13 protein-coding genes are annotated in these 13,723 nt (G+C 66.7%); 7 read left to right on the forward strand and 6 right to left on the reverse strand.

Features of this window, described 5'->3' with window-relative positions:
* The first annotated feature begins 200 nt into the window (after positions 1-200).
* Entirely contained in the window at positions 201-782 is a 582-nt protein-coding gene (locus A7Q26_RS14500) for a hypothetical protein (protein WP_066861000.1), read from the forward strand.
* 93 nt (positions 783-875) lie between these two features.
* On the opposite strand, the gene A7Q26_RS14505 is transcribed toward A7Q26_RS14500, so the two are convergent.
* The 3 genes from A7Q26_RS14505 to A7Q26_RS14515 form a co-directional block, all read right to left on the reverse strand.
* Positions 876-2,141: a DUF445 domain-containing protein gene (locus tag A7Q26_RS14505; protein WP_066861003.1), complete on the reverse strand. Its 1,266-nt coding sequence runs from the start codon at positions 2,139-2,141 to the stop codon at positions 876-878.
* Between the two features lie 88 nt (positions 2,142-2,229).
* The gene (locus A7Q26_RS14510) at positions 2,230-5,397 is read right to left on the reverse strand and encodes an efflux RND transporter permease subunit (protein ID WP_066861005.1); all 3,168 of its coding nucleotides are present in this window, start codon (positions 5,395-5,397) and stop codon (positions 2,230-2,232) included.
* Between the two features lie 115 nt (positions 5,398-5,512).
* On the reverse strand, positions 5,513-6,682 hold the full coding sequence (locus tag A7Q26_RS14515; protein ID WP_066861088.1) for an efflux RND transporter periplasmic adaptor subunit: 1,170 nt from the start codon (positions 6,680-6,682) through the stop codon (positions 5,513-5,515).
* Between the two features lie 242 nt (positions 6,683-6,924).
* Between A7Q26_RS14515 and A7Q26_RS14520 the strand changes: the two genes are divergently transcribed.
* Positions 6,925-7,173, forward strand: coding sequence for a GlsB/YeaQ/YmgE family stress response membrane protein (locus A7Q26_RS14520; protein WP_066861008.1), 249 nt, complete (start codon positions 6,925-6,927; stop codon positions 7,171-7,173).
* A gap of 67 nt (positions 7,174-7,240) precedes the next feature.
* Here A7Q26_RS14520 and A7Q26_RS14525 read toward each other — a convergent pair whose 3' ends face one another.
* From A7Q26_RS14525 to A7Q26_RS14535, 3 genes are all read right to left on the reverse strand, one after another.
* Positions 7,241-7,495 (reverse strand): GlsB/YeaQ/YmgE family stress response membrane protein, encoded by a 255-nt coding sequence (locus A7Q26_RS14525; RefSeq protein WP_013848281.1) that lies wholly within the window; start codon positions 7,493-7,495, stop codon positions 7,241-7,243.
* Between the two features lie 205 nt (positions 7,496-7,700).
* The gene (gene sciP / locus A7Q26_RS14530; RefSeq protein ID WP_066861011.1) at positions 7,701-8,000 is read right to left on the reverse strand and encodes a CtrA inhibitor SciP; all 300 of its coding nucleotides are present in this window, start codon (positions 7,998-8,000) and stop codon (positions 7,701-7,703) included.
* Between the two features lie 103 nt (positions 8,001-8,103).
* Positions 8,104-8,403: a hypothetical protein gene (locus A7Q26_RS14535; protein ID WP_066861014.1), complete on the reverse strand. Its 300-nt coding sequence runs from the start codon at positions 8,401-8,403 to the stop codon at positions 8,104-8,106.
* 152 nt (positions 8,404-8,555) lie between these two features.
* Between A7Q26_RS14535 and mnmA the strand changes: the two genes are divergently transcribed.
* The 5 genes from mnmA to thiL all read left to right on the forward strand — a co-directional run bounded on the left by mnmA (position 8,556) and on the right by thiL (position 13,572).
* Entirely contained in the window at positions 8,556-9,662 is a 1,107-nt protein-coding gene (gene mnmA / locus A7Q26_RS14540) for a tRNA 2-thiouridine(34) synthase MnmA (protein ID WP_066861017.1), read from the forward strand.
* A 358-nt stretch (positions 9,663-10,020) separates the two neighbouring features.
* A complete protein-coding gene (hisG, locus tag A7Q26_RS14550) occupies positions 10,021-10,683 on the forward strand; it encodes an ATP phosphoribosyltransferase (protein ID WP_066861022.1) in 663 nt (220 codons plus the stop codon).
* A complete protein-coding gene (gene hisD, locus A7Q26_RS14555; protein ID WP_066861026.1) occupies positions 10,673-11,962 on the forward strand; it encodes a histidinol dehydrogenase in 1,290 nt (429 codons plus the stop codon). The genes hisG and hisD overlap by 11 nt, the downstream gene beginning before the upstream one ends.
* Before the next feature lie 85 nt (positions 11,963-12,047).
* Positions 12,048-12,497 carry a transcription antitermination factor NusB gene (gene nusB, locus A7Q26_RS14560; protein WP_066861028.1) on the forward strand — a complete coding sequence of 150 codons (450 nt, stop codon included), beginning with the start codon at positions 12,048-12,050 and terminating at the stop codon, positions 12,495-12,497.
* Positions 12,498-12,657: 160 nt separating this feature from the next.
* On the forward strand, positions 12,658-13,572 hold the full coding sequence (gene thiL / locus A7Q26_RS14565; RefSeq protein ID WP_066861031.1) for a thiamine-phosphate kinase: 915 nt from the start codon (positions 12,658-12,660) through the stop codon (positions 13,570-13,572).
* Positions 13,573-13,723 lie beyond the last annotated feature (151 nt).

Raw genomic sequence — 13,723 nt, forward strand, 5'->3', positions numbered from 1 at the left:
TTCGGCTCCTCTGCCTGTGCATCCTCTCCCGCGACCGCCGGTCCTGCCGGATTCTCGGGCGAGATGAAATGATACAACATCAAACAATGATATGTTGCAACATAAAATTCTTGCGCAACATTCGGGCTGCATCGCGACATATGGGGGCAAAGCGGGAGTGCGACGACGGGCGAAACAGGATCATGTCTTCAGGAGCCTCCATGCGATTGCGTTCCCTTCTTCTGACCCTTTCGGTCGCCGCCGCGGCGCCGCTTGCCGCCCAGCCGCAGGGTGGGCAAGGCGGTCCCTGGGCCGCTGACGCCGACCAGAACGGACAGATCAGCCGCGACGAAATGACCGCCTATATGGAGCGTCGCTTCGGATTGATGGATCAGGACGGCGACGGACAGGTGCCGGTGCAGGCGATGCAGCGGATGATGGGCCATGAGCGCGAACGGCCCGTCACCGCGGGCGAGACGCCGGAAGGCCGGGAGCGTGGCGGCCCGGGTGGTCCAGGTGGTCCTGGTGGAGCAGGTGGCCGGGGCGGCGCCGGTGGTCCGCCGCCCGGTGGCCGTCCGCCTCGCGAACGCGCCGAAGCCGGTGGCCCGCCGCCGTCCCCGCCTGGCCGAGCCATGCCCTGGCCCGAAGACGGCAATGACGATGGCCAGATCGACCGCGCCGAATTTCTTGCGCCCGCGCTCGCCATGTTCGCTGACCAGGACCGCAATGGCGATGGGCTGCTGACCGCCGAGGAGCTGCCCCCGCCGCCGCCGGCCGGGGAGGGACCGCCGCCCGGCGAATAAGCCCGTTCGTCCAGGGACCGGCCGCCTTTCTCCTCTGCGTGGCCGGTTCCGCCGGGGCGCGCCGTTTGGCCCGGCGCGCCCCGGCCTTCACGGCTAGAACAACGTGTCGACCGCGTGGATGGCAAGGCCCACGAGGCCGCCCACCAGCGTGCCGTTGACCCGGATATATTGCAGGTCGCGCCCGACCGCATGTTCCAGCCGCTGGGTGACGGTGCCCGCGTCCCAGCCGCGCACCGTGTCGCTGACCAGCCGGACGATCGCATCGCCATAGCTGGCGGTCGCGCCGACGGCCGCCCGGCGCACGAAGCGGTTGATGACGAGCCGCAGGCCCGCTTCCTGCTGCAATGTGCCGCCCAGCGTGCGCAGCGCTTCGCCCAGCCGTCCGGCCATCGCCTTGCCCGGATCGCGTACCGCGCGCAGCAGGCCGGCGCGCGCCTGTTCCCACAGCCCGTCGATCCAGCGCTGCATCGCCGGATTGTCGACGATCTCGTCGCGCACCTTGGCCACCTTTGCCTGCATCTCGAGGTCGAATTGCAGGTCGAAGGCCAGCTTGGCCATGCCTTCTTCCGCCTTCAGCCTTAGCGGATGGCCGGGGTCTTCCGCCATGTCGGACAGCAGCTTGCGCAGGCCCGACAGGATCGCGTCGGCGAGATTTTCGTCGAGGCCCGTCCAGCGCAGCACTTTGCCTGCGCGTTCATGCACCATCTGGCGGATCAGATGCTCGTTGGCTTCCAGCGTGCGGTCGGCCCAGTGCACGATGCCGTCCATGACCGGGGCGTGGCGGCCGTCGCGCATCGCCGCCTCGATCGCCTGCCCGATCAGCGGCCCCATGTGGATGGCGCGCAGTCGCTGGCCGATCGCGCCCTTGACCATGCCACCGAGCCGTTCCTGGTCCAACGCCTCCAATATGTCGGCGATCAGGCGCGAGGCGCCTTCGCGCAGACGCCCGTCGCCGCCCGATGGGCTGGCCAGAAAGCGCCCGGCAGCCGCCGCGACGTCGATGTGTCGCATCCGGCGCGCGACGACCGCCGGGGTCAGGAAATTGTCGCGCAGGAACGCGGCCAGCGTGTCGCCGATCCGGTCCTTGTTGCGCGGGATGATCGCGGTGTGGGGGATCGGGAGGCCAAGGGGATGACGGAACAGCGCCGTCACCGCGAACCAGTCGGCCAGGCCGCCGACCATCGCCGCTTCGGCGAATGCCTGGACGAAGCCGATGGCGGGATGGAGATGGGCGGTGGCGCGCGCTACGATGAACAGTACGGCCATCGCCACCAGCATACCCGTCGCCACCAGCCGCATCCGCCGCGCCGGGTGGGGGTCGGCGAAATCCTTGGGCCGGGACAGGCGAAGCAGCGTCATCACCCTCCAACGGTTACGCTGCCGTTTCGTTCAGGCAAGTCCTTCTTTTTTGCCGACGCGCCGATAGGGCGACGCGCCGGCCCTGGCCTCATTCGGCGGGCTGCACTTGCCCGCCGCCGTCCTTGTCGTCGCCCGGCTTGTAGGTCAGCAGGCCCCGGCCCAGGCGCGGGCCGATCCAGCTTTCCAGGCCGATCGCCAGGCTGAAGCTCGCCGGCACGATCACCAGCGTCAGCACAGTGGACAGGATCAGGCCGCCGATCACGGTAATGCCCATCGGCGCGCGCCATGCGCCGTCGCCCGACAAGGCGAGCGCGGTCGGCACCATGCCCGCCACCATCGCGACCGTCGTCATGACGATCGGCTGGGCGCGCTTGTGTCCGGCATCGACGATCGCCTCATATTTGGGCACGCCCTTTTCCATTTCCTCCAGCGCGAAGTCGATGACCAGGATGGAGTTCTTGGCGACGATGCCCAGCAGCATCAGCAGGCCGATCAGCACCGGCATCGAGATGGGATTGCCCGTCAGGTGCAGCGCCACCGCGCCGCCCAGCGGCGCCAGCAGCAGCGACCCCAGGTTGACGAAGGGGGGCATCACCCGCTTGTAGAGCAGCACCAGGACCGCCAGTACCAGCATGATGCCGGAAATGACGGCGATGACGAAATTGGTGAGCATTTCCGCCTGCCATTTCGCGTCGCCGGCGTCGATCTTCTGCACGCCCTGGATGCGGCCTTCGACAATGTCCTTCATCAGCGGCAGGGCGTTGATCTTGGCAGTGGCCTGGCTGGTGACGATGCCCGGCGCGAGGTCCGCGCCCACGACGATGCGACGGATCTGGTTGTAGCGGCGAATCTGCGTCGGGCCGGCGCCGAAGCTGATGTCGGCGACGACCTTGAGCGGGACCGACCCGCCGCTGACGGTGGGAACCGGCATATTCTCGATCGTCGCGATATCCTTGCGGCTGTCCTCGGCGATCGACACGCGGATCGGGATCTGGCGGTCCGACAGCGAGAATTTGGCGCTGTTCTGGTCGATGTCGCCGATGGTCGCGATGCGGATCGACTGGCTGAGCGCCGCCGTGGTCACTCCCAGGCTCGCGGCCAAGTCGAGGCGCGGCTTGATGATGATTTCCGGCCGCTGCATGTCGCCTTGTACCCGTGGCGCACGCAGTTCCGGAATGCGGGCCATTTCGGCGACCAGGCGGTTTGCGGTCTGGTCCAGCTTTTCCGGGTCGTCGGACCCGAACATCATGATGATGTCGCGGCCGAAGCCGCCGCCCGATTGCGACTGAAAATTGACCCGCGCATCGGCGATCGTCTGGAATTTGGGCGCGATCTTGCGCTCCCAGTCGACCGAACTGATCGGCCGGTCCTTCTTCAGCGTCAGGAAGATGTCGGCCGTGGTCGGCTCGATATCCGCAAAAGCGGCATCGACGACCTCCGTGTCGGCCGCCAGCATGTCGGCGACCTTGCGGGTGATGGCGGTGGTCTGCTCCAGTGTGCTGCCCGGCACCGTCTCGATCTTCACCTGGCTGAAATCGGTGTTGATGGTCGGCTGGAACGTCATCGGCAGGGTCGAAAAGGCGAGGATCGTAGCCAGGAAGGCCAGAAGGCCGAAGCCCATCGTCCAGACCCGGTGGTCGATTAAGAAGGCGACGGTCCGGTTGCCGATTCCGCCGCGTGCGCGCCGCGCCTTCGCCTTTCGGTCGTTGAGCGACCAGCGCAGCACGTCCATGTAACGGTCCATCATCCAGCCTTCGCCATGGCTCTCCTCGCCATGGGCCTTCAGGAAATAGGCGGCGATCATCGGCGTGATGAGGCGGGCGACGGCCAGGCTCATCAGCACCGAAACGACCACGGTCATGCCGAACTGGATGAAGAACTGGCCCGAAATGCCGGGCATCAGCGCGACCGGCAGGAACACCGCGACGATCGCCATGGTGGTTGCGAGCACGGCGAGGCCGATTTCGTCGGCAGCGTCTATGGATGCCTGATAGGCGGATTTGCCCATCCGCATGTGGCGGACGATATTCTCGATCTCCACGATCGCGTCGTCGACCAGCACGCCTGCCACCAGGCTCAACGCCAGCAGCGAGATGCCGTTCAGCGTGAAGCCCATCATGTCCATGAACCAGAAGGTCGGGATGGCCGAGAGCGGAATGGCGAGGGCGGAAATCATCGTCGCGCGCCAGTCGCGCAGGAACAGGAAGACGATGACCACGGCCAGCACGGCGCCTTCGATCATCGCCGCCATGGCGCTGTGATATTGCTCCTTGGTATAATCGACGCTGGTGTAGAGCTGCTTGAACTGGACCTTGGGATTTTCCTTCTTCAGCTTGTCCAGCACCTTCATCGCATCGTCATAGACGGTGACGTCCGACGCGCCCTTGGCCTTTTCCATGCTGAAGCTGGTCACCTGCCGGCCGTTCATCAGTGCCTTGCTGCGCTGTTCGGCATACATGTCGCGCACGTCGGCGATGTCGGCGAGCTTGACCGTGCGGCCGCCGGAAATGGCGATCTGGGTCGCGCCCAGGCCGCGCGCATCGCGCGCGTTGCCGAGCACGCGGATCGACTGTTCGGCCCCGGCGATCTCGGTCCGTCCGCCGGCGGCGTTCAGGTTCACCTGGTTGAGCTGCTGGTTCACCTGCGCGGCAGTGATGCCGAACGCCTGCAGCTTGGCCGGGTCCAGGATGACGCGGATTTCCCGGCTGACGCCGCCGCCCCGGTTGACGGCCGCCATGCCGCTGACCGACAGCAACCGCTTGGCGACCGTATTGTCGACATACCAGGACAGTTCCTCCAGCGTCATGTCGGTCGCCTCGGCACTGAAATAGGCGATCGGGCCTCCGTCCACGTCGATGCGCTGGACCTGCGGCTCCAATATGCCCTCCGGCAGGTCGCTGCGGATCTGATCGACGGCGTTCTTGACGTCGTTGACCGCGCGGTCGACCGGCGTGCCGATCTGGAACTGGACATTGGTCAGCGACCGGCCCTCGGACGCGAAGGAGGTGATCTCGTCGACGCCGCTGATCCCGCGCACGGCCGCTTCGATCCGCTGCGTGACCTGCGTTTCCAGCTCGGTCGGCGCCGCGCCCGGCTGGCTGACGATCACGCTGACCGCAGGGAAGCTGATGTCCGGATTATTGTTCACGTCCATCCGCATGAAGCTGACGATGCCCGCCAGCACCAGTGCGGCGAACAGGACCAGTGGCGTTACCGGGTTGCGGATCGCCCATGCGGAAATATTGCGGAAATTCATGACGGCTTCCTTCGCCGGACGCGGGAATCCGCGCCCCTCCTCATCCTGCGGCGCGCGGACGGTCCTGCGCGCGTAAAGCTCCAGGCGACCGCCCCGGAGGGCACGTCGCCGTGCGTCAGCCGGCCTTGAGCGGTTCGGGCTTCACCTTCTGTCCCGGCGCCAGGAAGGCGCCGGCGGAGGTCACGATCTTTTCCGTGCCGGTGATGCCGCTCGTTACCGCCACGCCCGCGTCGGACACCTGGCCCACGGTCACGTCGCGGCGTTCCACCTGGCCCTTGCCGTTGACGATATAGACATAGCTGCCCTTGGCATCGCTCTGCACTGCCGATTCCGGCAACAAAGGCGCGCTGCCCGATCCGCTGGTGATCGTCGCCGACGCAAAGCCGCCGGGCCGGATCGCCGGATTATAGGGAACGGCGATGCGGGCGATGCCGAGACGCGTCTGGGGATCGACCACCGGCGATACCTGCCATACGCGACCGGCGAAGCGGGCCTGGCTGCCGATCGGCGTCACTGTCGCGCCGTTGCCGGGGCGCAGCGTCGCGAGGTCGGCTTCGGCCACCTGCGCCTGCATCTCCATCTCGCCGTCCTTGGCCATGCGGAACAGCACACCGCTGCCGGCCTGGACGATCTGGCCGGGCTCCACGGTGCGTGTCAGCACGAGGCCGGCTGCGGGGGCGCGAATATCGAGCCGCCCGGTCCGTGCCCGCTGCTCGGCCAACTGGGCCGCCGCGACGCGCACGCGCGCTTCGGCCTGGTCGCGGGTGGCGGTACGCTGATCGATGTCGGCGGCGCTGATGAAGCCGCGCCCGACCAGCGCCTTGGCACGGTCAAGCTGCGCCTGCGCGAGCTTCGCGTCCGCGCGTGCCACTTCGACCTGCGCTGCGAGCGAGCGGACCTGTTCGGTCTGGACGGAGCGTTCGACGGTCGCGAGCACCTGGCCGGCGCGCACCCAGTCGCCCGGCTGCACCAGCACGCGCGTGACCATCCCCCCTTCGCCGACCACGCCGACCGGCATGTCGACCCGCGCCGCCAGCGATCCCGTCGCGCTCACTGTGCGCGCGACAGTCGACTGGCCGGGGCTGGTCACCGTCACAACGGGCACCTGCGCGGCGGGGGCCGGCGCGGCTGCCGGTTCGGCCCCGCGCATGGAAATCCAGGCGGCCACCGCAACCAGCGCGATTGCGATGCCGCCGCCGATCATCAGCCGCTTGCGGCTGCGGCGGGTGTCATCCTCGCCCATGACCATCGCCGAGTCGCCCAGCAATTGGGTTTCGTAATTCATGCCGATTTCCATCTCTCCGGCGCTTCGCCCCTGATAGGGACTGTATTATATAAATATAGCACCTCGCTCAACCCCCAATATCACGGTGCAAGGGGGCAGGGCAAAATCATAATGCACGGTGGACAGGGGCGGAAAGACGGCGGGTCGTGCGTTTCTCCCTCTTCGACAATGGATCGACTTGTCAGAATCACCGGATTGTGGCGCAATGGCCTCCGGTGCGGGGGTAGGGAGAGGAACGCGCCATGGAATTGCTCGGATGGATTATCGTCGGCCTGTTGGCCGGCGGGATCGCGAAGCTGGTGATGCCGGGCCGCGATCCCGGCGGGTGCGTCGTCACCATTTTACTGGGCATCGCCGGCGCGCTGCTGGCGGGCTTTGTCGGTCGCCTCGCCGGAATCTACCGGCCGGGCGACAGCGCCGGTTTCATCGCCGCAGTGCTGGGGTCGATCGCGGTGCTGGCCATCTATCGCTGGTTTGCCGCGCGGCGTTGACGGACGCGGGAATGAAAAAGGCCGCGCCTCGGCAGGCGCGGCCTTTTTGCTTGTCGTCTGGTGTGGTTTAGCGGACGGAGCCGCGGCGGACCAGATTGACGATCGCCAGCAGGATGATGGCGCCTACCAGCGACACCAGGAAGCTGTAGAGCGTCAGTCCATCGTTGATCGAGCCACCGCTGAAGATCAGGCCGCCGATGAAGGCGCCGACGATGCCGACCACGATGTTGAGCAGGATGCCCTGCTGCGCGTCGGTGCGCATGACCATGCTGGCGAGCCAGCCAATGACGCCGCCGACAACAAGCCACAAGATGATGCCCATATTACTCTCCTTGACCACGCCCCCTGCGGGTTGGGTGCCTGTTCAACGGAGGAGCAGGCGTCGCGTTCCATGGTCGTGAAAATGATTCCGGGCCGGAAACCATCCGGGCTTTGCGCCGTTGTTGCGCGCCTTTCGCCCGGGCGAACGAAAAAGGCCGCCGGAGCGCGCCGGCGGCCTTTTCGGCTTCCTCCACGGGACGATCGGATCAGTATTTCTGCTGCCGTTCGTAGAGCGATTTATAATATTGGATGCGCGTGACGCGGAGGCCATGCATCCCCGACCGGTCGACCGCGCGCTGCCAGCCGGCGAATTCCTCCAGCGTCAGATTATAGCGCTTGCACGCTTCATCCACGGTCAGCAGGCCGCCATTGACCGCTGCCACCACTTCGGCCTTGCGCCGCACGACCCAGCGGGTCGTGTCTGCGGGCGGCAAGCTCTCCAGGGTCAGGGGCTCCCCAAGCGGGCCGACAACCTGAGCGGGCCTGATTTTCTGGTTCTCGATCATTCTTACCCTCAATGTGCGGCATTGGCGTTGCCGAATTCAGCAGTGAATCCCTTATCTTCCTCAGCCCTGAACATCGGCTAAAGCGCCACGGTAAACACAGCCTTCATCTTCCTTGCCCCCCAGCTAAACGACGTGCGATCAACGGGTTGAAGCTGCCCGCAAGTCGAACGGCCTCGATCATGCCGTCGGAACGTGGCGCGAAGAGTTCGGCCAGTTCCTGGACCCAGTCATCTTCCCCATCCTGCCCCCGCAGGACGCCCGCGACCGCCTGCGCCGTCGGGCTGGCCGCCTGGGCAGCCGCAGTCGCGGCGCGCAGGAACGGCCAGACCGGCGCGCGCGGCCAGCCTGGAACCTTGTTGGTGGCGGGCGTCAGCCCGCCTGACCGGAGGAAGCTCAGATCCATGCAGAGGCTTCTACCGGCGAATGGATAACCGACGGTAAATCCGCCGCACGCTTTGTCGCTTAATCGGACTCGTCTGGCCGCCAAATGGCGCGCGCAGGTGCAGACTTTGTTAACTTTTGCGCATCGGTCGGCCTTGCACTATATGCGCGCCCATGCAGCCCCAGTTCCAGCTTGCCGAGCCGCTAAACGCGCGGCGCATCGTCGTCGCCATGTCGGGCGGCGTGGACTCCAGCGTTGTCGCCGCGCTCGCCACGAAGACCGGCGCCGAAGTGATCGGCGTCACGCTCCAGCTCTATGACCATGGCGCCGCTGTCGGCCGCACCGGCAGTTGCTGCGCGGGGCAGGACATACGCGACGCGCGCGCGGTCGCCGACCGCATCGGCATCGCCCATTATGTCTTTGATTATGAAACGGCCTTTCGCGATTCGGTGATCGCCGACTTCGCCGACGAGTATATGGCCGGGCGCACCCCCATCCCCTGCGTGAAGTGCAATATGGGCGTGAAGTTCACCGACCTGTTCCAGATCGCGCGCGACCTGGGCGCCGACTGCCTCGCCACCGGCCATTATGTCCAGCGGGTCGAGGGCGCGCATGGTGCGGAACTGCACCGCGCCGCCGATCCCGCCCGCGACCAGAGCTATTTCCTCTTCGCCACGACTCAGGCGCAACTCGACTATCTGCGTTTCCCGCTGGGTGGCCTGCCCAAGCCGCAGGTGCGCGAGATCGCGGCTGAACTCGGCCTGTCGGTCGCGCTCAAGCCCGACAGCCAGGACATCTGCTTCGTGCCCGACGGCGACTATGCGAAGATCGTGCGGAAACTGCGCCCCGACGCGGACGAGGGCGGCGACATCGTCCATGTCGACGGCCGCACGCTCGGCCGGCACAAGGGGCTGATCCATTATACGGTCGGCCAGCGCAAGGGACTGGAGATCGGCGGCCAACCCGATCCGCTCTATGTCGTGCGGCTGGATGCCGAAAGCCGCCGCGTGATCGTGGGGCCAAGGGCGGCGCTGGCGGTGGCGGGCGCGCGCCTTTCTGACATCAATTGGCTGGGCGGCGACTTTACCGGCCCGCTGACCGCCAAGGTCCGCTCGATGGCCAAGCCCGTCCCCGCGCGCCTCGACGGCGATCGCCTGCTCTTCGACGCACCGGAATTTGGCGTCGCACCGGGCCAGGCGGCGGTCCTCTACGCCGGCGACCGCGTGCTGGGCGGCGGCTGGATCGCCAGCACCCAGGCGGCGATGGCGGAAGCGGCCTGATAGGCATGTCATTGTACGCGCGCTCTTGGCTGTTTACCGGCTGGGTGTTGCTGGTGTTCTTCACCGTTCCCACCTGGTCGGCTTTTATGGAGCGGATTGTCGGTCCTGATGGCTTGTGGCTTGTCGCCGCATTCTGGCTTGGCCATGCTTTCGTTCCGATGTTCCTGCTCAAATGTCCCGACTGCGGGCTATCACCCTTTGCCAGCAGCAAAAAGTTCATAGCTTGGCACACCACATGGCCGCGAAGGATTTGCGGGCATTGCGGTCACGACCACAGAAGGACGCAGATGGACGGGTAGATGGCCGTAACGCCGCAAACCTTGCCCTTTCGCGCCCCCGCGCGTAAGGCCCGCGCGTCATGACTCGCCCGCTCACCTTCGCCATCCCCAAGGGCCGCATCCTCGATGAAGCCCTGCCCCTGCTCGCCAAAGCCGGTATCGAGCCGGAGGCGGAGTTTCACGACAAGAAGAGCCGGGCGCTGCGCTTCGCCACCAACCGGCCCGACGTGTCGATCATCCGCGTGCGCGCGTTCGACGTCGCGACCTTCGTGGCCCATGGCGCGGCGCAGATCGGCATCGTCGGCTCCGACGTGGTCGAGGAGTTCGCCTATTCCGAACTCTACGCGCCGGTCGACCTTAACATCGGCCATTGCCGCCTGTCGGTCGCCGAGCCGGTCGACGCGGGCGACGAGGATCAGGCTGCGATGAGCCATGTCCGCGTCGCGACCAAATATCCCCACCTCACCCGCCGCTATTATGAAGCGCGCGGTTTGCAGGCCGAATGCGTCAAGCTGAACGGTGCGATGGAGCTGGCCCCCTCGCTCGGCCTGTCGCGCCGCATCGTCGATCTGGTTTCCTCGGGCGCGACGCTGAAAGCCAATGGCCTGGTCGAAACCGACATCATCATGCAGATCAGCGCGCGCCTGATCGTCAATCGCGCCGCCTACAAGATGCGCTCGGCCGAACTCTCGCCGCTGGTCGATGCCTTCCGCGCCGCCGTGGGGGTGAAGGATGCCGCTTAAGCTCTCTACCACCGACGGCGATTTCGCGTCCGCCTTCACCGCGCTGGTCGATGCCCGCCGGGAAGCGGACGAGGATGTGTCGCGGGACGTGACCGCGATCCTGAAGGCGGTGCGCGCTGGTGGCGACGCCGCGCTCGCCGATTATACCCGGCGCTTCGACCGCCATGACCTTGATGTCAGCGGCTGGGCAGTGACCCCTGCGGAAACTCGCGCGGCGCTCGACGGCATTTCGACGGAACTGCGCGACGCGCTGGAACTCGCGGCCGCGCGCATCACCGTCTATCATGAGAAACAGAAACCGCAGGACAGCGATGGCGTGGACAGCGCCGGCGTTCGCCTCGGCGCGCGCTGGAGCGCGGTGGATGCCGCCGGCCTCTATGTGCCGGGCGGGCGGGCCGCCTATCCCAGTTCGCTGCTGATGAACGTCATCCCCGCCAAGGTCGCGGGCGTCCGCCGCATCGCCATGGTGACACCGACGCCGGGCGGCGAGATCAACCCGCTCGTTCTGGCCGCCGCGCAGATCGCCGGGATCGAGGAAATCTGGCGGGTCGGCGGCGCGCAGGCCGTGGCTGCGCTCGCCTATGGCACCGACCGGATCGCACCGGTGGACGTCATCACCGGCCCCGGCAACGCCTGGGTCGCCGAAGCCAAGCGGCAACTATATGGCGTGGTCGGCATCGACATGGTCGCCGGCCCGTCGGAGATCGTCGTCGTCGCCGATGGCAAGAACGACCCGGAATGGACCGCCGCCGACCTGCTCAGCCAGTCGGAGCATGACCCGACCAGCCAGTCGATCCTCTTCACCGATGATGCCGCCTTTGCCGATGCCGTCGCGCAGGCTATCGATCGCCAGATCCCGGTGCTCTCCACCAGCGCGGTCGCGCGCGCCAGTTGGGACGCCAATGGCGCGATCATTCTGGTCCGCGACCTGGATGAGGCTATGCCGCTGGTCGACCGGCTCGCGCCCGAACATCTGGAACTCGCCGTGGACGATCCCGAACCGCTGTTCGCGCAGGTCCGCCATGCCGGATCGGTGTTCCTCGGCCGGATGACGCCCGAAGCGGTCGGCGATTATGTCGCCGGGCCGAACCATGTGCTGCCCACCGGCCGCCGCGCCCGTTTCTCGTCGGGCCTCTCGGTGCTCGACTTCATGAAGCGCACCAGCTTCCTCAGCCTCGACGCCAGGGCTATCGGCGCGATCGGCCCGGCCGCCGTCGCGCTTGCGCGGGCGGAAGGGCTGCCCGCGCACGCCGCCTCGGTGGCGCTCCGTTTGAAATAAAAATCCGTTCGCTTCGAGCATCGTCGAGAAGCCCGCGTGCAGCGCTTCTCGACAAGTTCGAACCGGACGGAGTAGGGACATAGTGATGAACGACCGCTCCAAATCCCGCTCCGCCGCGCGCCTCGCCGCGGTACAGGCGCTCTACCAGCTCGAAATGGAGGGCACGCCCGTCCATATCCTGCTGCACGAATTTCACCAGCATCGCCTCGGCGCCACGATCGAGGATGTGACCTACGCCCAGGCCGAAGAGCCTTTCTTCGACGATGTCGTGACCGGGGTGGACCGCCGCCGCGACGAAATCGACGCGCTGATCGCCGCCCGCCTCTCCAGCGGCTGGAGTCTGGACCGGCTCGACAAGCCGATGCGCCAGATATTGCGTGCGGGCACATATGAACTGCTCGCCCGCAAGGATGTCGGCACCGGCACCGTCATCAGCGAATATGTCGATGTCGCCCATGCCTTCTACGACAAGCGCGAGGCGGGCTTCGTCAACGGCCTGCTCGACGGCGTGTCGAAGGATGTGCGGACGTCGTAATTCCGCTGGACGACAATTTCGCTGGTCATGGTCCTTGCCTCGCAGGCCGGGCTCCATCGCCAGATCGTGTCGGATGATGCATCTTGCGGGAGTTTCATCCCCGCCTTCATGAGGATGGCGGAGGATTTGGCTATGGTAGAGGATGCGCTAGGTTCGAACCATGTCCGCCGAATCCCGCTTCCTGACCCTGCTGCGCCTGCTTGCGCATGACCCCGCCGCGCAGGGGCTGGTGGATGATGTCGCGATCCTGCCGGTGGGCGACCGCCGCCTGATCCTCACCAGCGACACGATGGTGGAAGGCGTCCATTATCTTCCGACCGATCCCGCCGCCGATATCGGCTGGAAGCTGGCGGCGGTGAACCTGTCGGACCTCGCGGCCAAGGGCGCGCGGCCGGTCGGCTGTCTGCTGAACTATGCCCTGTCGGGCGACGACGTCTGGGACGAGGCGTTCATCGCCGGTCTGGGCGAGGCGCTGGACCGCCACGCCATGCCGCTGCTGGGCGGCGACACGGTGAAGATGCCGGCAGGGTCCGCGCGCAGCTACAGCCTGACCGCCATCGGCGAAGCGACGGGACCGGTACCCACCCGCACCGGTGCGCGGGCGGGCGACCGCCTCTATGTCACCGGCCCGGTCGGTGACGCGGGCATCGGGCTCGATCTCGCCAGCGCCGATCCGTCCGCTACCGGCCCGCTGGTCGAAGCCTATCGCCGTCCGCGGCCGCGCCTGGTCGAGGGCGCGTTGCTCGCTCCCGTCGCCACGGCGATGATGGACCTGTCCGACGGCCTGCTGATCGACGCCGCACGCATGGCGCAGGCAAGCGGCGTCGCCATCACCATCGATCATGTCCCGCTCTCTCCCGCGCTTGAAAAGGTGCGCGGCGCCAGCATATCGGTTCAGATCGCCGCCGCCCGTGCGGGGGACGATTATGAACTGCTCTTCGCCCTTCCGCGCGGCGTGACGCCGCCAGTCCGCGCCGTGCCGGTCGGCCATGTGGCGGCAGGGTCGGGCCTCACCCTGATGATCGACGGCGCCGTCATTCCGCTGCCCGACCGGCTTGGATGGGAGCATGGCTAGGGTATCGCCCGCGCCTTGATCCACATCATGGCCCGCCTATCTTGACGCGCGCCGTCCGGCCTGTAGCTTGATCCCACCCTATTCTCAGCCGGTTGGAGCGCCTGGATGCGTGACGCCATGTTGCTGATTGACGCGGTGCCCGATGCCGGAC

It is taken from the genome of Sphingobium sp. TCM1 (genome assembly GCF_001650725.1).
In the GTDB taxonomy this organism is placed as follows: domain Bacteria; phylum Pseudomonadota; class Alphaproteobacteria; order Sphingomonadales; family Sphingomonadaceae; genus Sphingobium.